Source organism: Phaeodactylibacter sp., from assembly GCF_040219495.1.
Classification (GTDB): domain Bacteria; phylum Bacteroidota; class Bacteroidia; order Chitinophagales; family Saprospiraceae; genus Phaeodactylibacter.
Window position 1 is genome coordinate 1 of record NZ_JAVJSK010000080.1, and the last position, 21,239, is coordinate 21,239.

Here is a 21,239-nt window from a genome sequence, read left to right on the forward strand (position 1 = left end):
CTTCGTCCCGAAAATCCTTCCCGCAAACTGCGGGACAGGCTATTTAGCTAAGGCTAAACTCCAGTTTTCGTGCCTCGTCTAACCAAAAAATTGTTAGTTTTCGACTAGAAGACAAAAGTCCCAACACGCTCTAAAAACGAACGGCCCTGCCTGTTTGAAGGCTGGGACAAGTTAGGAATACGATTACGCCCGGTGGAGTCTGCTCTGCCGGGCGTTTTCTTTTGGCGATTGATCTGGAGGATTTCAAAAAAAAATCGAAAAAAATATTCCCGGAATGAGTACAGCGGGAAGAGGTGCTGCCTTATTGGGGTGTAAGACATAAAGAATATATCACCAAACACGAAATCTTATGACATCCCGAATTTTGAAAATCACCACCCTGCTCTTTTTCGCTGCGGCCCTTTTTGTGGCCTGCGACAAAGAAGCCACAACCGACAGCTTCGGCGAAATTGAAACGCAGGAAGCCTTCATGCAGATGGAAGAAGCAGGCGACCTTGGCTGCAACGGCTGTTTCCAGCTGGTCTTCCCCGTCACCCTAGTTTTTGAAGATGGCACCACTGCTGCTGTCGATAGCCGCATCGCCATCCGTCAGGCGATCCGGGCATGGATTCAGGATAATGGCCGGCCCAACCAACGTCCGCAGTTTGAGTACCCCTTTGATGTGACCCTCGAAGATGGTACAGTACAGGCCATCACTTCTGGTGAGGAGTTCCGCGCATTGATACAGGACTGCCGCCCTAATGGCCCGCACGACCGTACCCCTTGCTACGATTTGGTATTCCCGGTTACGCTGGTGTACCCGGATGGCGCGGAGGCAGAAGCCGCAGGCCCGCTGGCACTCCGTCAGCTACTGCACCAATGGAAGCAGGACAACCCGGACAGCGACGAGCGCCCTACCCTTGGCTTCCCGATTCAGGTGACCCTGTCTGCTAACGACTCCCTCGTCACGGTAAACAGTCAGGAAGAACTGATGGCCCTGCGTGAGGACTGTGCAGCTGGCAACTTCGGCCCTTGCTTCACCATCAACTATCCGGTAACGATTGCGCTGCCGGACGGTACAACGGCTGAAGCGGATAGCCCTCAGGCGGCTCGTCAGATTTTCCAGGACTGGCGCGAGAACAACCCTGGCCCACCAACCGCGGGTGAACGCCCCGGCTTCGTCTTCCCAATCGAAGTGACCCTGACCGAAGATGACTCGGTAGTAAGTGTCGAAAGCCCGGAGGAACTGCGCGCGCTTTGGAATGACTGCCACTAAGAGCTTGTTGGGATTTCACCCTTTGGGCTGCTCTTGCCAAATTTCGTCCTGCTCTTCGTTGCTCTTCAGTCACTTAGCTAAGGCTATGCTCCCTCATCACGCCTTGATCAGAACAAAATTTGGCTACGTTCGTTCCAAAAGCAAAATCCCAACAAGCTCTAAGTCTAAAGCATTGGCAACAGCCCTAAAAAAACATAGTCTTAGCTGCGTCGACGAGCTAAGACTATGTTTTCAGTATTTGTATAGGAGGCGTTGCTACAAGCTCATTTTTTTGCGCAGCGCGGCAGGTATTGCCTTCTTGTGGAGCAGGAAGGAAAGCGTCTTATAACGAACATAGTTTTTGCTCACATAAAGGTAACCCTCATAATCGTTGCCGGTACCCCAGGAATTCTTGACCAGGTACCACTCCTTTCCATTCTGGTCTTTGGAAATGCCAACGATCTGCATGCCATGATCATCGGTGGTGGAGTAGTTGTCGTATGCTTCCTGTCGCATTTCAGGGGTGATATCTGCTTCCGGCTTAGGGCCATTGAACATCTGCTCTCGCTCCTCGGTGCTCATATCTGCGTAGTCCTTACCAGGTACAAAAGCAATGCCGTTCCTCCAGGAAAAGTACTTCTCGCTTACATCGGTGGCCCAGGAAATGGAGTACCCATTCTCCAGAGCGTGATCGATAATGGTAATCATATCTTCCATACCTACGTTGTAGGATGTCCCGTTGGTCCAGTTATCAGGTACGAGGATAACGCACTTTTCGTACATCGGGTGGTGTGTCCAGCTCGTGACCTGAATGTAATCTTCAGCTTTGACACCTACGACTTCATCAGCAAAGGACTTTGGGGTGTAGGTTTTGCCCATGTATTCGAAAGAGGCCGGATGCTCACCGAGGTAAACATCAAGGACTTTGTTGTAAGCTTCTTTCCAAATGGGTGAAAGACGCTTGTTTTTATTGGCGATTACAGCATCCAGCATCCCTTTTAGTACGGACTCCATCTCCCCGTGGCGATTGTAATCATAGCCGTAGTTGAGCCCAGCGTATACCGACTGCGGGACGGCGCCGTATTTGCCATACATATCGATTACATCCGGAAGCGCACCGCCCTGTCCAAAGTTCAGGTTGCCATGCATGCGCACGTAGCGGTCGGCTTTTTCTTCATAGGTGTTGCGTACGGTGAACATTTCCGCCAGGTCTACCGGCTCTTTGCCCATACGGATCATTTCGGATTCGAGGAACGAGTTTGAGCTGTAGCTCCAGCAAGTTCCGGACGCCCCCTGATTCTTCACGGAGGTGCGCTCGAGGTCTACCACCGGCGTCCATTGGAAGCCAGCTTTGGCATCTTCGCTTTGATTGTCTTTTACTTTATTGATTAGATCTACCTGTGCGCCCAGCGGCAAAACCAGCAAAAAGGCGAGCAGGACAGTCAGAATAGGATTGAGCTTCTTCATTGTGCTTTTATGATTTTGCCGGAAAATAAGAAAATCTAAACGCTATTAAAAATACTTACCCTGTTGCCACTTACACAGCAGTACCAACTGGTTCAGGCTGGGAATCTGTAGCGGTGCCCAAATCGCTCTCTTCGTGCATGACGATAGTGGCGGCTACTGCTGCAATTAGTGGCGCAATTAAAGGCCCCAGTACGGGCACCCAGAAAAGTACCCGGACGACAGTACCGATTGCAAGGTTGATGCCCAGGTTCTTTTTAGCTTGGTTAAAGCTCTTGGTGATGGTCATACCATATTGTTCCTGGTAGTTGTCTACCACCGTAAAGCCAAGGAAGAAGGCTTCGATCACAAAAAGAAATGCAGATTTCAGGAAGTCCAGGAATTCAAAAATTCCGAAGAAAATCTTGACAGGTATGGCCACCAGCAGTGTCATCAGCCAGGCAAATCCACTGACGATCAGCATACGGATCTGGGCATTCAGAAAATCTCCAAATGCGGCTTTGCTGTCCCTGCCTGCAATAATGCGGAGGGTCTGACGGGAGGCATGGAAAATGATGACTTCCAGTAATACCAGCATCAGGAAACGACTGCCACTGTCCGTTAGAAAGCCGATACTGTTGTCGTAAAGATTTTGGGCAAAAGAGGTCACTCCGGAAAAAGACAGCGCTATGGCATTCTCGTTGAAGCCTTCGAAGAATTCCAGGGCATCGCCAATCATATTGAGCCCTACAAGGATGGCCACAAAAGTAAGGATACGGGAAAACCAGCCATAAGTCCAGAATCCTTCCCACACCCGCTCTTTGAGAATAAACCGCACGGCGGCGGGAAAACTCACTACCGTATACCGGAATTGCTCTGCCTCTTCTTTATAGTCGATGTCTTTCCACTTCATGGTGCCGGGTTTGAAAGAAGCGTAAATTACAGAACAATCGGTCAATAGAAAAAGGTTTTCGCTGAACAGGGCATGCTTTTGGACCAATAACCCAACCCTTTGCGGCCGGATACACGACTATTATCATATACCTGCAATTGGCAGCTTTTCTGTAGTGCCGTAAAGGGGCATTTGCATACTCCGCCTGCAGGGACAATTATCAACAGCAAACTAAACCGAAACCATTATGCATAAGTATCTTGTATTATTTTTGGCTACCGCCCTGCTTTGGGGATGTTCTTTAGACGAAAGCGATGAGCCCGGGCGGTATAGCGACAGTATCCTCACAAACGGTGTTAACGGAGGGGGGCCTTACATCAACTATGATGTTACGGGTGAGCAGTACGCCGAAATCATCGAAAACCCGTTCATCGCCACGGCCGAAGAGCCCACTTCCACCTTTTCCATCGATGCAGACGGCGCTTCCTACAGCAATGCCCGCCGGTTTCTGAACGATGGCATTATGCCGCCCCCGGATGCCCTGCGCACCGAGGAGCTCATCAATTACTTCGACTACGACTACCCTCAGCCTGAGGGCCCGGACCCGATTGGCCTAAACGGAGAAGTCAGCCGTTGCCCCTGGGCGCCGGCCCATAAGCTGATCCGTATTGGCATCAAGGGGCAGACTATTGAGGAAGAAGATATCCCACCTTCCAACCTGGTTTTTCTGATTGACGTTTCGGGCTCTATGGGCAGCGCAAGAAAACTGCCACTTTTGCAGGAAGCTTTCAAGCTGCTGGCACAGGAACTTACTGCCGAAGACCGGGTCGCTATCGTTACCTATGCCGGACAGGCAGGGGTGGCTTTGCCTTCCACGGCAGGGGATCAGACCGAGACGATTATCAACGCCATCGAGGGGCTGACCTCCGGTGGCAGCACTGCGGGCGCTGATGGCATCAATACGGCTTATGAAATTGCCCTCGAAAACTACATTGAAGAAGGCAATAACCGGGTAATACTGGCTACCGATGGCGATTTCAACGTCGGGGCATCGAGTACAGAGGAATTGGTGCAACTCATTGAAGAGAAGCGGGAGCAGGGCGTTTTCCTGACCGTCCTGGGTTTTGGTACCGGCAATTTGAACGATCAGCTCATGGAGCAAATCGCCAACAACGGCAATGGCACTTACGAATACATCGACAATCAGCAACAGGCGGAGAAGGTCCTGGTGGAAGAACTCGGCAAGCTCTACACCGTGGCTAAAGATGTAAAAGTACAGGTCACCTTCAACACGAATTTGGTGGAAGCCTATCGTTTGATCGGCTACGAAAACCGTTTGCTCGATAACGAAGATTTTGAGAACGACGAAGCAGACGGAGGGGAGATCGGTTCCGGGCAGGCCATTACGGCACTTTACGAAATCAAGCCGGCCAGTGGCGGTGGGAGCAGCTTTGGCGTGCCTACATTTACCATCGAATTCCGGTACAAAGACCCCACTTCGGATGTTAGCCAGCTGATCTCTTTAGACATCCCTGATCAAAATGCATCCTTTGACCAGGCATCTGAGCATATGCGGTTTGCGGCTGGGGTAGCCAGTTTTGGGCTGCTCATGCGAGACTCTGAGTACAAAGGGCAAACCAGTTACGATCAGATTCATGATTGGTGTTCAACGGCCTTGAGCTATGACCCCGGTGGTTACCGGCAGGAATTACTGGAGCTGGTACAGAAGGCCGCAGCGCTGAGCGATTAATGGCCTACGGGCACCTCGAATGAAAAAGTGGTGCCTTCTCCTTCTATACTTTTAAAATGAATTTCGCCTTCCAGGAGTTCCAGGTAGCGGTGTACGATATTCAACCCTAGCCCCGTACCTTGTATATTGACGGCATTATCGGCCCGGAAGAAGCGGCTGAAAAGGTGTTTTTGGTCGCTCTCCGGGATACCGATACCCTCGTCCCGGATACTTATCCGGAGTAAGTTTTCCTCAACTGCGGCTTTCAGCCAAACGGTAGATCCTGCATCGGAGTACTTAATCGCATTGGAAAGCAGGTTGAGCATGATGTTCTTGAGAATCTTTTTATCGATCAAGACTTCCTGATCTATATTGGTAAACGTCCGCTCCACTGTTTGATTGGGTTTTAGCAAAACGTGTACGTCATCTATGGACTCTTCCAGCAGGTTTTTCAGGTTTACCGCTTCCGGGACATTACTGATTTTGCCTTCCTCCAGCTTGCTCAGAGACAGGAAGTCTCCCAGGATACCGGTCAGGTTGGTCACGGCAGACTGAATACGGCGCAGGTGTTTTTCGCGCTTAGGCTGCTGCTCTGTACGGGTATAAAGCTTAACCAGCTCAGAGGAAGAGGCGATGGTCGTCAGCGGAGTACGGAACTCATGGGAGGCCATAGAAACAAAGCGTGATTTGAGCTGGCTCAGTTCCTTCTCCCGCTCCAATGCTTTGCGCAGCTCTTCCTCATTGCGTTTCAGAGCCTCTTCGGCCGCTCGTCTTTCCTTGATTTGTTCTTCCAGCTTTAGATTGGACTGTAGGAGTTTATTGACCACTTCAGTGAGCTTTTCGGTCCGCTCTTCTACTTTTTGTTCCAGCTCCCGGTTGAGGTTGATGATTTCTGCTTTGGCTTTGTGTTCTTCGGTAAGGTCGTGTATGACCCCGGTAAACAGCAGGCCAACCTCCGTCTCGATCCGGCTGACCCCAAGCCTGAAAGGGAAAAGCGTCCCGTTTTTGCGCTGTCCCTGTACTTCCCTGCCTACGCCGATAATCTGGCCCTCACCGGTAGCCATATAGTTGCGCAGATAGCTATCGTGGTCACCACGGTGCGGCTGCGGCATCAGCATTTTGATGTTCTGCCCCAGCATTTCTTCATCAGTGTACCCAAAGAGCTTCGTGGTGGCTTCATTGGTCATCTGTATCCTGCCCCGATGGTCAATGATGATAATACCGTCTACAGCGTTGCCGATGATGGCTTCGAGGGTGTTTCGGCTTTCCTTGAGTGCGCGGGCATTGAGGTTTTGCTGCGTTATGTCTTCAAGGAGGATCAAAATGATGTTCTCATTCAGTGCCGGGATCAGGCTTGTGGTCGCTTGCAGGCAGATCGGGTTCTGCCCGGGAGTAGTCAGTTTTATCTGGAAGAAAGACTCCTGTTCATATTCCACCCGGTTAAGCTGTGCTTTGATTTCCAAACTGATGGCGCTATCAGCCCGCAACGCTTGTTTTTCGGTTTCAAGCTGCAGGAAGTCAAGGAGGCGTTGGTTGCAGGTCAGAGGTTGTTGCTGGTCAAGATGATAAACCATGAGCCCGGTAGGTATCCATTCAAACATATCCCGGTAGCGCTCAATACTGTCGGCGAAACTATCCTGCAGGTGAAGGACCAGAAAGTACAGGTCCTGTTTTTCTTCCCGGCCTGCGCGCAGTGAATAAGTAATGGTTTGAGGTTGCTTGTCAGGGGTAATCGTTGCCGTGCCATGCGTTTCTTTTTCCGAAAAAGAAGTCGGCAGGTCAAGTAGGGGTATGAAATCGTGAATACTTTTCCCTTTTGCAGAGTACGCATCGACGCCCAGGATTTTTGCGGCTGAAATATCAATGCTAAGGATGTCCCCACCGTGGTTGAGGGTAAGTATTCCACTGATCTGCTGACTCATAAAACGCTCCGGGCGAAGCGGTGGCAAAGAGGGTGGATTATTATGATCTGGCGTATCGGTCATTATATAGGTTAGCGTTGCGGGTGTAAATATAAACGCCTGTACGAATAATGCCAATATCGTAATGCTTTATATCAAGAATCTTTTGAATCAGGCTGTCCGGAAGTCCGCACCTTGCGAGCATGGCTACTGATATAATTCAAAGCTCCACCTGATAAATATCATAAGTACGGAAGCCTATTTTGGTGCACCTTGTTGTCAGATAAAAAGAAAAGGAGCATGAATAAGATAACAGTACTAGGCTTAGGCAACAGTCGGCACCGGCAGCTTTTCCGGCAGTTGGAGGACGTTGTTCGGGAACTGGACCTGACTGCTCCGGTAGAACAGGTGATGGACGTGGAGACAATCCTGGGTTCAGGCGTCAGTTCTATTCCTGCTATTATCGTAGACGGGAAGGTCTTTTTTGATGGTAAAACCAATCCTACACGGGCAGAACTCCGCCGACTCTTTATGAGTGCTTTAGCCCTCACGGAGTAATCGCCGCAGCACTTTGCTGCCGGTCATTGACCAATTCGTAACAAAGGATTCTAATGAAAAAAGTACTGCTCGTAGAAGACACTCCCTCTATCCGGGAGAATGTTGCAGAGTACCTGGAGTTGAGTGGGCACGATGTGCTGATAGCCGAAAATGGCCAGGAAGGGTGGGAGTTGCTACAGGCCGAAAAGCCTGATCTGGTCATTTGTGATGTCAAAATGCCAAAACTGAGCGGATTCGAAATTAAAGAACGCGCCAATCAGGAAGACGAACTGAAGACAACCCCGTTTATCTTTCTCTCTGCCGCTGCCCAGAAAGCAGACATCGCCAAAGGGCACAGTGTGGGCGCTGTAGCCTATCTCACTAAACCCTTTGACATGAATGAGCTGCTTTCCTGGGTGGAAAAAGTCTAATCTTTGAGGATCACTTCTAAGTTTGCTGGGGAGTAGGCCACAGACTTCAGCGTCTTGTCGTCTTCTTTCCGGTACACTAAAAAACGCCCGTCTTCCTCTATCACATAGCTATCAAACCCCCGCTCGTTTTTGTAGTAAGCCATCGTTTGCTCGGCCTCTTCCCGCGTGCTGCAGGCTTTGCTCATATTGGAGCGCTGCACTTCCTCAAACAAGGCCTTGAACTTGTCGGCCATACCAAACTCTAAAATAGCACCGGATAGTACGTACTGAATATCACACAGCGCATCCGCGATTTCGGTGAGGTCGCGGTCGGCAATAGCCTGCTCGAGTTCTTTTACTTCTTCAGCCAGCAAACTGACCCGCAGCTTGCAGCGGGCCTCATCGGGGATGGTCGGCGCCGGCTCTATAGGGTGCTTAAACGTACGGTGGAAAGCGGCAACCTGCCGCAGTGCGTCTGGATGGTCCATATCATCTCAATTTTGCCCAAAAGTATTATTTTTTGGGCAACTTTGGCTCCAAAGCGGAGTCCTGGACAAAATATGTAGGGTGGCTAGAACATTTATCTTCCTGTTATGCTTCCATATTCGTGCAAGGTGACTAATTTTGCGCTGTTTTTTGTCCAATTACATTTAAACCAAAAGCATTGGCTGCAACCAACCGATACTTTGACCTCATCGACCAGACCTTCTACTTTCCACAGGAAGGGTTTGATTTGGAAGATGGCTACCTCTTATTCAATGGTGTCCCACTCCACTACCTCATTAAAAAGTATGGGACGCCTCTGAAATTAACCTACATACCCAAGATTGGTTCGCAAATCAAGAAAGCCCGGAATATGTTTACCCGGGCTATGAAATCAATGGGGTATCGCGGGAAGTACCACTACTGTTACTGTACGAAGAGCAGCCATTTCAGTCATGTGCTCAATGAAGTGCTGCGGCACGGGGTACAGATTGAGACCTCCTCGGCTTTTGATATCGAACTGATCCGCCGTCTGCACAAACAGGGGCACCTGCACAAGGAAACCATCATCGTTTGCAACGGCTTTAAAACCCAGGGCTACCTGGAACGCATCGCCGCTCTCATGAATGATGGTTTCGAAAATGTCATTCCGGTTTGCGATAACATGGCAGAACTGGACTATTACGAGCAGCAGGTGAAGGGCAAGTGTAAAATTGGCCTGCGTGTAGCAACGGAGGAAGAGCCCAACTTCGAGTTTTATACCTCACGTTTGGGGATCCGGCACGCGGATGTGTTGCGCTTTTTTGAGGAGCGCATCAAAGGCAATGATAAGTTCCAGCTGAAGATGCTTCACTTTTTCGTGGATACAGGCATTAAAGATTCCCTTTACTACTGGGGCGAGTTGAAAAAAGCCATCAAGCTTTACTGTGAGCTCAAGCGCAACAGCGAAGACCTAAGAGCCATCAACATCGGCGGTGGCATGCCCATCCGGAACTCTCTGGGCTTTGAATTTGACTACAAGTATATGGTCAAGGAAATTGTGGGGCTTATCTCGCAGGCCTGCGAAGAAGAGGAAATTCCGGAACCGGATATCTTTACTGAATTTGGTAAATATACTGTGGGGGAAAGCGGGGCTACCATCTTTTCGGTCCTTGGGCAAAAGCTCCAAAACGATTCTGAGATGTGGTACATGATCGACAACTCCCTGATGACCACCCTTCCGGATACCTGGGGCATCAGTGAGCGGTTCATCCTGCTGCCCATCAACAAATGGTACAACGACTACCGGCGGGTCAATATCGGGGGCCTGAGCTGTGACAACTCTGACTACTACAACTCGGAGGTGCATGAAAGTCAGGTATACCTCCCGGCCTACACCGCTAATGATGAAGAGCCGCTTTATCTGGGCTTTTTTCATACGGGTGCCTATCAGGACTCCATCAGCGGGTACGGGGGCATCAAGCATTGCCTGATCCCTTCCCCTAAGCATATTTTGGTGTACAAGGATGCGCAGGGCAACCTGATAGATGAGCTCTATCAGCCGGAGCAAACCCCGGAAGCTATGCTGAAAATACTGGGGTATTAGAGCGATACCCCCCGCTTCCAGGGTATGAAGTCGTCCTGTTGCAACTGCATGGCTTTGGGGTCTTCCGATCCATTCGCCACCTCAATGATAAGCTCCAGGAGTTCTTCGCCCTTAGAGACCAAATCATCTGTTCCGGTGATTATCGTGCCCGCGTCAATATCAATCAGGTCGGGCATACGTTCGGCAAGCACCGTATTGGTGGACATCTTCAGCGTAGGGGTGATCGGGTTACCGGTCGGGGTGCCCAGCCCGGTGGTGAACACGATAACGTTTGCTCCGGAACCGGCCAGCCCGGTAGTGCTTTCCACATCGTTGCCCGGTGTGCAAAGCAGGTTAAGCCCGGGTGTCATGGCCTGCTCGGTATAATCAAGCACAGCAGCCACCGGTGAAGCCCCACCTTTCTTAGCCGCCCCGGCAGATTTGATGGCATCCGTGATGAGGCCATCCCGAATATTGCCAGGGGAGGGGTTCATATCAAAGCCGGAGCCCACTTCTGCTGCCCGTTTGGCATAAGCCTGCATCAGGTTGTAAAATTTTCTGGCTGTCGCTTCATCCTTGCAACGGTTGAGTAATTCCTGTTCCACACCATTGAGTTCGGGGAATTCAGCCAGGATAGCCGTGCCGCCCAGAGCAACCAAAATATCAGAAGCATGCCCCAGCGCAGGGTTAGCGGAAATACCGGAAAACCCGTCTGAGCCCCCGCACTCCAGCCCCAGCGTAAGTTTGCTAAGTGGCGCTTCGGTACGCTCTGTTTTGTTCGCCTCTATCAAGCCCACGAAAGTTTTCTTGACTGCTTCCGCAATAAACTGCCGCTCCGACCGGCTCTGCTGCTGCTCCAAAATGTACAGGGGGCGGTCAAAATTTGGCGCGATTTGTTGCAGGGCATCCTGCAGGAGTGTGACTTGCGCGTGCTGACAGCCCAGGCTCAACACGGTAGCTCCTGCCACATTAGGATGAGCAATATAGCCCGCCAGCAACTGGCACAGTGCCATCGCATCTTCCCGGGTGCCTCCGCAGCCCGCCTGATGGGTGAGGAACTTGATGCCATCAACCTGTGGGAAAACCCGGTCCTGCTTCAAAGCTGCACCTTCAAGGATGATCTCTTCTTCCAGCAAAGCCGCTGCATCAGCTCCCGAGCGGTAAGCCTCAACGAGCCGGCGGGTATTGACCGCAAACTGACGCTCCGTCAGGTAGCCGAGCTCCGCCGTCATCGCTTCCCGGATCACCTGTATATTTCGGTTCTCACAAAAAACCAGGGGTACCACCAGCCAGAAGTTGCGGGTGCCCACTCGTCCGTCTTCCCGGTGAAAACCCCTGAAGGTGCGCCCTTCGAACCGCGACACATCGGGCTTCACCCAATCCGTGGAACGGGAGCCCATGTTGAAATCCCCGGCGGCGTGCACCAGATTGCGGGTCGTGAGGAGCCCACCTGCGGGAACAGGCTGGGTGGTTTTGCCGACTAATACGCCATACATGTAGATGGCTGCCCCCGCCTCCATAGCGTGCAGGGTGAATTTGTGCTTGGCAGGAATAGCCTCCTCCAGATTGACAGCGCCAGCTGGCGTATCCAGTATTTGGCCAGCCGACAGGTCTCGCAGGGCAACCCCGACGTTGTCGTTGTGGTGAATAATCAGGAAAGGAGCGTGCATATCACTTTTTTTAGTAGCCAAATACTTCCGGCAGCCATAGGCTTAGTCCGGGGAAATAAGTGACGATCAATAGTGCAACAATCATGGCAATAAAGAGCGGTAGCAGGGGCTTGATGACCTTTTGGATGCTGGTACCAGCTACGCCCACTCCGACAAATAATACCGATCCGACCGGAGGTGTACACAGGCCGATGGACAGATTGAGGACCATGATGATGCCAAAGTGCACCGGGTCCATCCCCATTTCCTGTACCACTGGCAAAAAGATAGGGGTGAAAATGAGTACGGCCGGCGTCATATCCATAAATACCCCCACAAACAGAAGGATCAGGTTGATGATCAATAGAATCACCACGGGGCTGTCGCTCACCGAAAGGAGTAGTGAGGTAATTTGCTGCGGAATATTCTCAAAAGCCATAATCCAGGACATACTCATAGAGGTACCGATGAGCAGCATCACAATAGCGGTAGTGCTTACCGAATCCAGTAAGACCTGCGGCATATCGCTGAGCTTGAATTCCCGGTACCAGAACCCCAGTAAAAGACAGTATAGTACCGCTACGGCGGAAGCTTCCGTTGCCGTGAAAATACCTACCACGATACCGCCAATTACGATGATGAGGAGCAGTAAGCTGGGCAAAGCATCCAGAAATGTTTTGATGACTTCCTTTAGCTCACTGCGTTTGCCTACGGGATAACCCTTTCGTTTGGCCCAGACCCCCGCCACAATCATCAGGAACAACCCGGTAAGAATGCCCGGCAGGTAGCCTGCCAGGAACAGGGCGGCAATGGAGGCGCCCCCGCTGGCCAGGGAATAAACGATCAGGATATTGCTCGGTGGGATGGTCATGCCGGTGGTCGCCGACGTAATATTAACGGCCGCCCCAAATGCCTTGTCGTAGCCTTCATCTTCCATCCGCTTGCCCATGAAACCGCCAATAGCAGAAGCAGCGGCCACTGCCGAACCGGAAATGGCCCCGAAGAGCATCGCAGCGATGATGTTGACGTGGGCCAGCCCACCGGGCAAAGCACCCACCAGGCTTTTGGCAAAATCAATAAGCCTTCGGGCAATACCGCCCCGGTTCATCAGTTGCCCGGCAAGGATGAAGAACGGGATCGCCAGCAAGGCAAAACTGTCGAGTCCGGTGGCCATCCGCTGCGCTACAGTCGTGAATGCAGGCATAGCCGGAATGCTGACCAGCATAGTGAACAGGCTGGAAATACCAATGCTCCAGGCAATGGGCACCCCAATACTCAGCAAAATCAGAAATGAAAAGACCAGGACGAGGACTTCCATAGGGTTTATTTAGGCCTGAGCCGGTTGTTTTTCGCCGGGCTCAGCAAGTTTGTAAAAAATAATGAGCAGCCCGCTTGCCGGTACGATGCTGTACACGAAGTACAAGGGCACTTGCAATGCCGCCGAATACTGCCCAAGCTTGTAGGTGATGTAGACCAGCCTTGCGCCGCCCGCTACGAGAACGGAGGCCGCAAACCCAACGATCAGCAGCCGGATGGCCCACTGCAACCGCTTTTTAGGTGCACCTTCCAGACGCTCCGGTAAGATATCAATAGCCAGGTGTTGGTTCTGCCCGGCTACGTAGGCCGCACCGAGCAGCCCGATCCAGATCAGCAGAAAACGGGCCAGCTCTTCGGTCCAGGGGCTTTGAGAACCCACAACGTAACGGGTGAAAACGCCCCACAAGACATCAAGGGTCATGACGGCCATCAGGAAAGCCAGGAAAAAGCCCACATATTTATTCAGGATGCTTCGCATTACTTTACGGCTTGGATTTGCTGAATGAGTTCGTAAATTTCCGGTTCGTCTTGATAGCGCTCAAAGATGTCGCTCACCTTGTCCGCAAAAGGCGATTTGTCTGGGTAGTTGATTTCCACACCGGCGGCTTGTACTGCTTGCAGGGCTTCGGTTTCGGCTGCTGCCCAGACTTTGCGCTGGTAAGTTACCGAAGCATCAGCTGCGGCCTGAAGCCAGTCTCGCTCCTGTTCGGTCAGGCGGTCCCAGGTATTGGTGCCGATCAGCATCACATCCGGTACGGTGGCGTGCTCATCAATAGAGTAGTATTTGCAGACCTCATAGTGGTGAGAAGTGTAAAAACTCGGAGCGTTGTTTTCTGCTCCATCTACCACACCTTGCTGCAGCGCTGTGTACAGTTCCCCGAAGGAAATCGGGGTAGGGGCGCCGCCCAGGGCTTTGACCATCTGCATGGCCGTTTGGCTGTTCATGACCCGTATTTTGAGGCCTTTCAGGTCTTCGGGGGTGTTGATAGGGCGGTCCTTAGTATAAAAACTCCGGCTGCCTGCATCGTAGAAACATACCCCACGCAGCCAGTAATTCTGGGCTTCCAAAAGCAGCGCTTTCCCAATCGGCCCGTTCAGGACTTTCCAGGCGTGCTCATCATCCCGGAATATGTAGGGCAAGCCAAGGACTTTCATCCGGGGAGCGAAGTTTTCCAGCACGGCTGCTGATACCTTGGTCATGCCCAGGCTGCCAATTTGCAGTAATTCGAGGCACTGCCGCTCAGAACCCAGCTGCCCGCTGGGGTAGATATCCACCCGCAATTGCCCGTTAGAGCGCTCGGCTACCTGTTCGGCAAAGTGAACCATGCCTTTATGGACAGGGTGGGTGATGTCCAGCCCGTGCGCCAGCTTGATGGCTGTGACGTTGTCTTGAGGGCTGCAGCTACTGAGCAAGAGTAGCGGGAGGACCAGGGGCAATACCAACCGGAAAAAGTATTTCATGCTTTGGTTTACTTTATGGCTTGAATGGTTTCGAGAGTTGTGGCGACATCGGCAGTCAGCTGTTCGAAGTTGCCGGTAGTCAACAGGGACTTGGAGATGAGTTTGGAGCCCATGCCTACGCAGGTTACCCCGGCGTCAAACCAGCTTTTGAGGTTGTCGTGGTCGGGAGAGACCCCACCCGTAGGCATAATGCTCGTCCAGGGGCAAGGCCCTTTGATGGCTTTGACAAAACCAGGGCCGAAGGTGCTGCCCGGAAAGACTTTTACAATCTCTGCGCCCAGTTCTTCTGCCCTTGCAATTTCCGTCAGGCTGCCACAGCCCGGTGACCACAGGACCTTTCGGCGATTGCAGACCAGCGCGATATCTTCCCGCAGTACAGGGGTGACTACAAAATTGGCACCTAGCTGCAGGTAAAGACTGGCGGTGCCGGCATCCGTTAAGGAGCCTACACCCAGGATCATGCCTGGCAGCTCCCTGAGGGCATACTTGTTGAGCGCTTCAAAAACCTCATGGGCGAAGTCGCCCCGGTTGGTAAATTCCAGTATGCGGGCACCACCGTCGTAGCAGGCTTTGAGCACCTGTTTGCACAGGTCGATATCCTTGTGGTAGAACAGCGGTACCAGCCCGGTTTGTGCCATCGTTACCGCTACTTCAATTCTTGAATATTTTGCCATGGAAGATTTGCTTTAGAAAAAGCGTTTGGCTGCGCAGATGGCGCAACCAAACGATCAAAATAGTGTATGAAACAATTCTTAACGGCTTACGCGCCCGGAGGCATCTCCACTCATAAGTTTCTCCACTTCGGCTACCGTAACCAAATTGGCATCTCCGTAAATCGTATGCTTGAGGCAGGAGGCGGCTACTGCAAAGTCCAATGCCTGCTGATCGTTATCAGGAAAGGTGAGCAGGCCGTATACCAGACCGCCCATAAAGCTGTCGCCTCCGCCTACCCGGTCTACGATATCGGTAATCTGATAGGTTGGGGCTTCGTACAGCTGCTGCCCGTTGTAAAGCACCCCCGACCAGGTGTTGTGAGAGGCACTGATGGAGCCCCGCAGGGTGATGATGGCTTTTTTACAGCGCGGGAAGCGTTCCATCAATTGTTGGCAGACCGAAATATAAGCCTGCGCATCAATGGTGTCGCCTTTGGTCACATCCACACCTTCGGGCTCTATGCCGAAGTGTTTTTCTGCATCTTCCTCGTTGCCCAGGATAATATCGCAGCCAGCAACCAGGTCGGGCATGACTTCCGCAGGCTGTTTGCCATACTTCCAGAGGTTCTTCCGGTAGTTGAGGTCAGTGGATACGGTGATGCCCATACGGTTGGCGGTTTGTACTGCTTCCAGGCAGGCATCTGCTGCGCCCTGTGAGATGGCAGGGGTAATGCCCGTCCAGTGGAACCATTGGGCATCCCGGAAGACCTCCTCCCAGTCAATCATACCCTTTTCTATGGTTGCCATACCTGAATGGGCACGGTCGTAGACGACTTTGCTGCCGCGGGCCACGGCACCGATTTCCAGAAAGTAGATTCCCAGGCGTTCGCCCCCGCGCACAACGTGCTGTGTGCCCACACTCCGCTTGCGCATCTCCATAAGGGCACATTCGCCCAGGTCATTGCCGGGCACACGGGTCACAAATTCTGTAGGTAGTCCGTAGTTGGCGAGGGAAACCGCTACGTTGGACTCTCCCCCGCCATAAATGACTTCAAAAGAGTTGGCCTGAGATAAACGCCGGTGGCCGGGAGGTGTCAGGCGCAACATGATTTCACCGAAGGTGACGATCTTTTTCATAGGTAGGCTTTAAAAATTAAAGTAGTTTTTCGCATTATGGTAGCAAATATCTGCCACGATTTTGCCCAGCCATTTGGTGTCGTTGGGCAGTTCGCCATTGTGCACATCTTTGCCGATGAGGTTGCATAGCGTGCGCCGGAAGTACTCGTGCCGGGGGAAGGATAGAAAGCTCCGGCTATCCGTTAGCATGCCAATAAAGCAACTGAGCAGGCCAAGATTAGACAGGGCATTCATTTGTTTTTCCATGCCGTCTTTTTGGTCGAGGAACCACCACCCGGAGCCGTATTGCATCTTGCCCCGGACATTGCCGCCGTTGAAGTTGCCCGCCATCGTGGCTAAGATTTCATTGTCGGCCGGATTGAGGTTGTACAGTATGGTTTTGGGCAGTTGGTCATTACGGTCGAGGGTATCAAAAAGGCGGGAAAGCCCCTGTGCCTGTTTCCAGTCGCCCATACTGTCGAAGCCCGTATCCGGGCCTAGTTGTTTCAGCATACGGGAGCTGTTGTTGCGCAGGGCGCCCAGGTGGAGCTGCCACACCCATCCTTGCTGATGGTAGAGTTTACCGAGCTCTGTCAGGATAGCTGTACGGTATTTGGCGCAAGCCTCAGGCGATAAAGTCTTGCCTGCGCGTTTGTCTTTAAAGGCTTGCCGGGCTTCTGCCAGGGTCCATTCGACAGGGTCCACGCACTCCAGCCCGTGGTCCGCAAGGCGGCAGCCGTTTTCGTGGAAATACTGAATCCGTTTTTCCAGTACTGACATCAGGTTATCGAGGGTATCGATCTTTTCGTCAGCTACCTTTTCCAATGTTTGGATGTAATCGTTGAAGGTGGCTTTCTCAATAAGGATGGCCTTGTCGGGGCGGAAAGCCGGGAGCATGCGCAGGCCAGCTTCAGATTGCGCCATTTGCTGGTGGTAGCGCAGGTCATCTGTGGGGTCGTCAGTGGTACAAACGAGTTCCACATTCTGCTGCTGGAGCAGCCCGCGGGCACTGTGAGCAGGCTGCTGTAGCTGAGCATTGGTTTCATCGTAGATCTCATCAGCACTATCGGGCTTGAGCAGGCGGGTGATGCCGAAGTAGCGCCGGAGTTCGAGGTGGGTCCAATGAAAGAGAGGGTTGCGCATGGTGTAGGGCACTGTTTTTGCCCATGCCCGGAATTTTTCCCGGGCGGGAGCTGCTCCGGTGATCAAGTCTTCATTGATGCCCAGGGTGCGCATGGCTCTCCACTTGTAATGGTCGCCGTCCAGCCATACGTTGGTGATGTTGCCAAACTTTGTGTCCTCCGCGATGTCGTTGGGCGGAAGATGGTTGTGGTAATCAATAATAGGCTGGGATTTGGCAAAATCGTGGTAGAGCTCACAGGCTACAGGCGTTTCCAGTAGGAAATCCTCATCTATGAAAGGTTTGATGTTGGTAGTTGCTAATGTTGAGGACATAGGCGCTAGTCTTTTAGTTGTTGCAGTAATCCATATTCGAGTCCGCGCAGTTCGGCCAAACCTCTGAGCCTGCCGATTGCAGAATAACCAGGGTTAACGGTTTTGGTGAGGTCATCCAGCATTTGATGCCCGTGGTCCGGGCGCATGGGGATGGAGTGGTCTCTGGTTTGCTGTAGTTTGACAATCTTTTTCATGACTGTATACATATTTGTGCTACCGGAAAGGTGGTCATCTTCGTAGAAACTGCCGTCCGGCTCTCTCTGCACATTACGCAGGTGGAAGAAATGAATGCGGCTGCCAAATTGGGTAACCATAGCCGGGAGGTCATTGTCGGCTCTTGCGCCGAAGGAGCCGGTACAAAAGCAGAGCCCGTTATTGGGGTGGTCGACACCGTTCAGGATGGCTTCCATATCGGTTGCTGTACTTACAATACGGGGCAGCCCGAGGATCGAAAAGGGCGGGTCATCAGGATGAATGGCCAGCCGTACATCAGCAGCCTCAGCGGCAGGGACGATGGCCGCCAGGAAGTCCAGCAAATTTTGGCGGTACGCCTCGGGAGTGAGCTTTTGGTAAAGCGCTACTTTCTCCCGCATAGTATTTAGGTCATAGCCTTCATCGGTACCGGGCAGGCCCGCGATCAGCGTCTTGATCAACGCTTCTTTAGCCGGCGCGCCCATTTGTGCAAAATAAGCTCTTGCTCGCTGCAACTGACTGCTGTCGTAATCTTGTACGGCTTTCGGGCGTTCGAGCAGAAAAAGATCGAATGCAGCCAATGCGGTCGCATCGTACCGCAGTGCCAGCGACCCGTCCGCCACCGGGTATCGGAGGTCTGTGCGGGTCCAGTCAAGTACGGGCATGAAGTTATAGGTCACGACCGGTATTCGACAAGCCCCGAGGTTTGACAAGGTTTGCCGGTAATTTTCGGTATAGCGTTCCCAGTCGCCGGTTTTCCTTTTGATCTCGTCGTGAACCGGCACGCTCTCTACGACGGACCAGGTCAGTCCGGCGGCTTCGATTTTGGCCTGATGGGCGCGTATAGATGCTACCGGCCAGACTTCACCGATAGGGATATTATGCAGCGCGCTCACAATACCAGTGGCGCCGGCTTGCCGGATATCTGATAAACTTACCGGGTCCTGGTCCCCAAACCATCGCCAGGTCTGTTCAAGTTGTTTAAGGGGCATACAAAGTTCACTTTAATAAACGCTTTTAAAGACTACGCATTCAGGGGTCGTCCTCTTCCGGGCTGTAACCTTGAGCCAGTGGAAATTTGGATTAGAGTACCATTTCCTATTGCACTTTTCTACCCGGAAGGTGAATCCCAACCAGCTCTCTAAGCGCTAAATTTACGACTTACGCCCCCGGAGCTGAACTTTGAAAGCGATTTCTTATTAAATAGCATATTAGAGTTTATGAGTGTAAGTTTTTGTATAGGCCAGGAATCAAGGTTTTTTGTCAAATCAAGACCTGTCCCGCCAAATAGCGGTAGAGCGCCCGTAACCTAAACTTCAGAAAGGGGCCCTTGAATTCCCCTTCTTCGTGTAGTTACTAATGTGAGGATTTACCTGCGTATCGATACTTCGGTCTCCGGTGGCCAGAGCCCACCGGCAACGAGACACAAACAGGCGTGATATAGAGCTGGCAGAAAAGTGGATTCAGGAGCATGCAAAATTTACGTTCATAAACTCTGTTGTGTCACTATAAAAACAAGCTTCATGTCAGTAGTGCGTTTTAGAGTTGGAGGCGTGCCCGAACATTTTAATTATCCCTGGTACATGGCAGATGAAGGCCACACCTGGTTTGAATGGGAAGCCTACCCGGGTGGCACCGGCGCTATGTGCGAAGCCTTACGGGAGGGGCAATTGGACGTGGCGCTGATGTTAACCGAAGGCGCTGTTGCCGATTTGCACCAAGGCAATCCGAGCCGCATCATTGGCACTTACGTGGAAAGCCCGCTGACCTGGGGCATTCACGTAGCTGCTGACAGCCCGTACCAGTCGGTGGAAGACCTGGAAGGCAGGGTTTTTGGCATCAGCCGCTATACCTCCGGCTCCCACCTGATGGCCTACGTCAATGCCCGGCAGCAGGGCTGGGATACGAGTCAGCTGAAGTTTGAAGTGGTGGGCAATTTCGAAGGTGCCCGGGAAGCTATGCAGGAAGGGCGCATTGATGCCTTCATGTGGGAGAAATATACCACCAAGCCCACGGTAGACCGCGGGGAATGGCGCCGGGCAGGGGTTTGTGTTACGCCCTGGCCTTGCTTTGTACTGGTAGCCCGGGAGGCGGTTATTGATCAGTATCAGCCCGAATTGCTGGAGTTGATGTACGAAATACGGCAGCGTCTGCAACAAACTGATCGGGAGGAAAAGCTAGCGTTTATCAGCGATCAGTTCCGGTTGGAGCCCGAAGATGTGGCCGACTGGTACGAGCAGACCACCTGGAGCTGTGCACCGGCTATTGCTGCTTCTGAGCTGGAAAAAGTGCAGCAGGACCTGCATGCACTCGGTATCATCGGACGCCCGATCGCGCCCCGGGCACTCTGTGCGCCCTTTGTGGTATTTACGGAAGATAACCTCTCCTCAGTAATGTACAACTGGCGCGTGGACAGCGTCTACAAAAAACTGGAGCAGGAAGGGTGGTCCTCTGGCCCGCTGGCCTTGAGCGACTTACTGTCCCTGGGGCATCTGGACCAGTACCATTATCTGGGGGCTGATGCTTGTTATGAAGTGGCAAGTTCGCTGGACCTCAATGCGGAAGACTACGTTTACGATGTAGGTAGTGGGGTAGGAGGTACAGCCCGGGTGCTGGCCGACTGCAGTGGCTGCCGGGTATTGGGCGTAGAATTGCAGTCTGAGCTTTGCCGGTTATCTACGGAGCTGACCCAACGTGCCGGGCTTGCTGAGCAAGTCGCTTTTCGGGCAGGAGATTTACTGAATTACGACTGGGAAGGCACCTTTGACCATTTTATCGCGCTTCTGGTATTTCTGCATGTGCCCGACCGGCAGGGTGTGCTGGCGCATTGCCACAAGGCGCTCAAGGCAGGCGGGCAGTTCTTTATCGAAGATTTTGTGCTTCGCAATCCACTTAAGGCAGAGGAACAACAACTGCTCCGGGAAAGGGTAAGTGCTCAGACTGTAACAAGTTCGGAAGCCTACCTGGAAGCCCTCTCCGAAGCTGGGTTTACGGATTTGTCGGTCGTCGATATGGATCAGCCCTGGCGCGAATGGACCCGGGACCGCTACAGGGCTTTCAAGGCTGATGCTGTGCAAAACCGGGCTTTCTTCGGTGCAGAATTGTTCGAAAGCCGATTGTCGTTTTACGAAACTGTCGCTGATTTATTTGCGGGGGGCAATATTGGGGGCGTCCGCATAACCGGAAGGAAAAAGAGCTAAGCA

Annotated in this window: 18 protein-coding genes; 6 read left to right on the forward strand and 12 right to left on the reverse strand. The window is 52.3% G+C overall.

What is annotated here, in order from left to right:
• Positions 1-349: 349 nt before the first annotated feature.
• A complete protein-coding gene (locus tag RIC19_RS12440; RefSeq protein WP_350178649.1) occupies positions 350-1,255 on the forward strand; it encodes a hypothetical protein in 906 nt (301 codons plus the stop codon).
• Between the two features lie 255 nt (positions 1,256-1,510).
• On the opposite strand, the gene RIC19_RS12445 is transcribed toward RIC19_RS12440, so the two are convergent.
• Both RIC19_RS12445 and RIC19_RS12450 read right to left on the reverse strand, forming a co-directional pair.
• On the reverse strand, positions 1,511-2,701 hold the full coding sequence (locus tag RIC19_RS12445) for a C1 family peptidase (protein ID WP_350178650.1): 1,191 nt from the start codon (positions 2,699-2,701) through the stop codon (positions 1,511-1,513).
• A 70-nt stretch (positions 2,702-2,771) separates the two neighbouring features.
• Complete coding sequence (locus RIC19_RS12450; RefSeq protein WP_350178651.1) at positions 2,772-3,590, reverse strand: hypothetical protein; 819 nt, start codon at positions 3,588-3,590, stop codon at positions 2,772-2,774.
• 226 nt (positions 3,591-3,816) lie between these two features.
• Here RIC19_RS12450 and RIC19_RS12455 point away from each other — a divergent pair, with 226 nt between their 5' ends.
• The gene (locus tag RIC19_RS12455) at positions 3,817-5,319 is read left to right on the forward strand and encodes a vWA domain-containing protein (RefSeq protein WP_350178652.1); all 1,503 of its coding nucleotides are present in this window, start codon (positions 3,817-3,819) and stop codon (positions 5,317-5,319) included.
• Here RIC19_RS12455 and RIC19_RS12460 read toward each other — a convergent pair.
• On the reverse strand, positions 5,316-7,283 hold the full coding sequence (locus RIC19_RS12460) for a PAS domain S-box protein (protein WP_350178653.1): 1,968 nt from the start codon (positions 7,281-7,283) through the stop codon (positions 5,316-5,318). The two genes, RIC19_RS12455 and RIC19_RS12460, sit on opposite strands and share 4 nt — an antisense overlap.
• Before the next feature lie 216 nt (positions 7,284-7,499).
• Between RIC19_RS12460 and RIC19_RS12465 the strand changes: the two genes are divergently transcribed.
• Together RIC19_RS12465 and RIC19_RS12470 are read left to right on the forward strand one after the other, a co-directional pair.
• The gene (locus tag RIC19_RS12465; protein ID WP_350178654.1) at positions 7,500-7,757 is read left to right on the forward strand and encodes a thioredoxin family protein; all 258 of its coding nucleotides are present in this window, start codon (positions 7,500-7,502) and stop codon (positions 7,755-7,757) included.
• 53 nt (positions 7,758-7,810) lie between these two features.
• Positions 7,811-8,167, forward strand: a complete 357-nt coding sequence (locus RIC19_RS12470) for a response regulator (protein WP_350178655.1) — start codon at positions 7,811-7,813, stop codon at positions 8,165-8,167.
• Here the strand turns inward: RIC19_RS12470 and RIC19_RS12475 are convergent.
• Positions 8,164-8,634 (reverse strand): pyrophosphohydrolase domain-containing protein, encoded by a 471-nt coding sequence (locus tag RIC19_RS12475; protein WP_350178656.1) that lies wholly within the window; start codon positions 8,632-8,634, stop codon positions 8,164-8,166. The genes RIC19_RS12470 and RIC19_RS12475 overlap by 4 nt on opposite strands.
• 176 nt (positions 8,635-8,810) lie before the next feature.
• On the opposite strand from RIC19_RS12475, the gene RIC19_RS12480 reads away from it, so the two are divergent.
• On the forward strand, positions 8,811-10,214 hold the full coding sequence (locus RIC19_RS12480) for a type III PLP-dependent enzyme domain-containing protein (RefSeq protein ID WP_350178657.1): 1,404 nt from the start codon (positions 8,811-8,813) through the stop codon (positions 10,212-10,214).
• On the opposite strand, the gene RIC19_RS12485 is transcribed toward RIC19_RS12480, so the two are convergent.
• From RIC19_RS12485 to uxuA, 8 genes are all read right to left on the reverse strand, one after another.
• The gene (locus RIC19_RS12485) at positions 10,211-11,863 is read right to left on the reverse strand and encodes a UxaA family hydrolase (RefSeq protein ID WP_350178658.1); all 1,653 of its coding nucleotides are present in this window, start codon (positions 11,861-11,863) and stop codon (positions 10,211-10,213) included. The two genes, RIC19_RS12480 and RIC19_RS12485, sit on opposite strands and share 4 nt — an antisense overlap.
• A 10-nt stretch (positions 11,864-11,873) precedes the next feature.
• Positions 11,874-13,160: a TRAP transporter large permease gene (locus RIC19_RS12490; RefSeq protein WP_350178659.1), complete on the reverse strand. Its 1,287-nt coding sequence runs from the start codon at positions 13,158-13,160 to the stop codon at positions 11,874-11,876.
• A 9-nt stretch (positions 13,161-13,169) separates the two neighbouring features.
• Positions 13,170-13,637 (reverse strand): TRAP transporter small permease, encoded by a 468-nt coding sequence (locus RIC19_RS12495; protein WP_350178660.1) that lies wholly within the window; start codon positions 13,635-13,637, stop codon positions 13,170-13,172.
• A complete protein-coding gene (locus RIC19_RS12500; RefSeq protein WP_350178661.1) occupies positions 13,637-14,620 on the reverse strand; it encodes a TRAP transporter substrate-binding protein in 984 nt (327 codons plus the stop codon). Before RIC19_RS12500 ends, RIC19_RS12495 begins: the two co-directional genes overlap by 1 nt.
• A gap of 8 nt (positions 14,621-14,628) precedes the next feature.
• The gene (locus RIC19_RS12505) at positions 14,629-15,294 is read right to left on the reverse strand and encodes a bifunctional 4-hydroxy-2-oxoglutarate aldolase/2-dehydro-3-deoxy-phosphogluconate aldolase (RefSeq protein WP_350178662.1); all 666 of its coding nucleotides are present in this window, start codon (positions 15,292-15,294) and stop codon (positions 14,629-14,631) included.
• A gap of 78 nt (positions 15,295-15,372) precedes the next feature.
• Positions 15,373-16,410, reverse strand: coding sequence for a PfkB family carbohydrate kinase (locus RIC19_RS12510; protein WP_350178663.1), 1,038 nt, complete (start codon positions 16,408-16,410; stop codon positions 15,373-15,375).
• Between the two features lie 9 nt (positions 16,411-16,419).
• Positions 16,420-17,844, reverse strand: coding sequence for a glucuronate isomerase (uxaC, locus tag RIC19_RS12515; protein WP_350178664.1), 1,425 nt, complete (start codon positions 17,842-17,844; stop codon positions 16,420-16,422).
• Positions 17,845-17,849: 5 nt separating this feature from the next.
• Complete coding sequence (gene uxuA / locus RIC19_RS12520; RefSeq protein WP_350178665.1) at positions 17,850-19,028, reverse strand: mannonate dehydratase; 1,179 nt, start codon at positions 19,026-19,028, stop codon at positions 17,850-17,852.
• A gap of 531 nt (positions 19,029-19,559) precedes the next feature.
• On the opposite strand from uxuA, the gene RIC19_RS12525 reads away from it, so the two are divergent.
• A complete protein-coding gene (locus tag RIC19_RS12525) occupies positions 19,560-21,236 on the forward strand; it encodes a methyltransferase domain-containing protein (RefSeq protein WP_350178666.1) in 1,677 nt (558 codons plus the stop codon).
• Positions 21,237-21,239 lie beyond the last annotated feature (3 nt).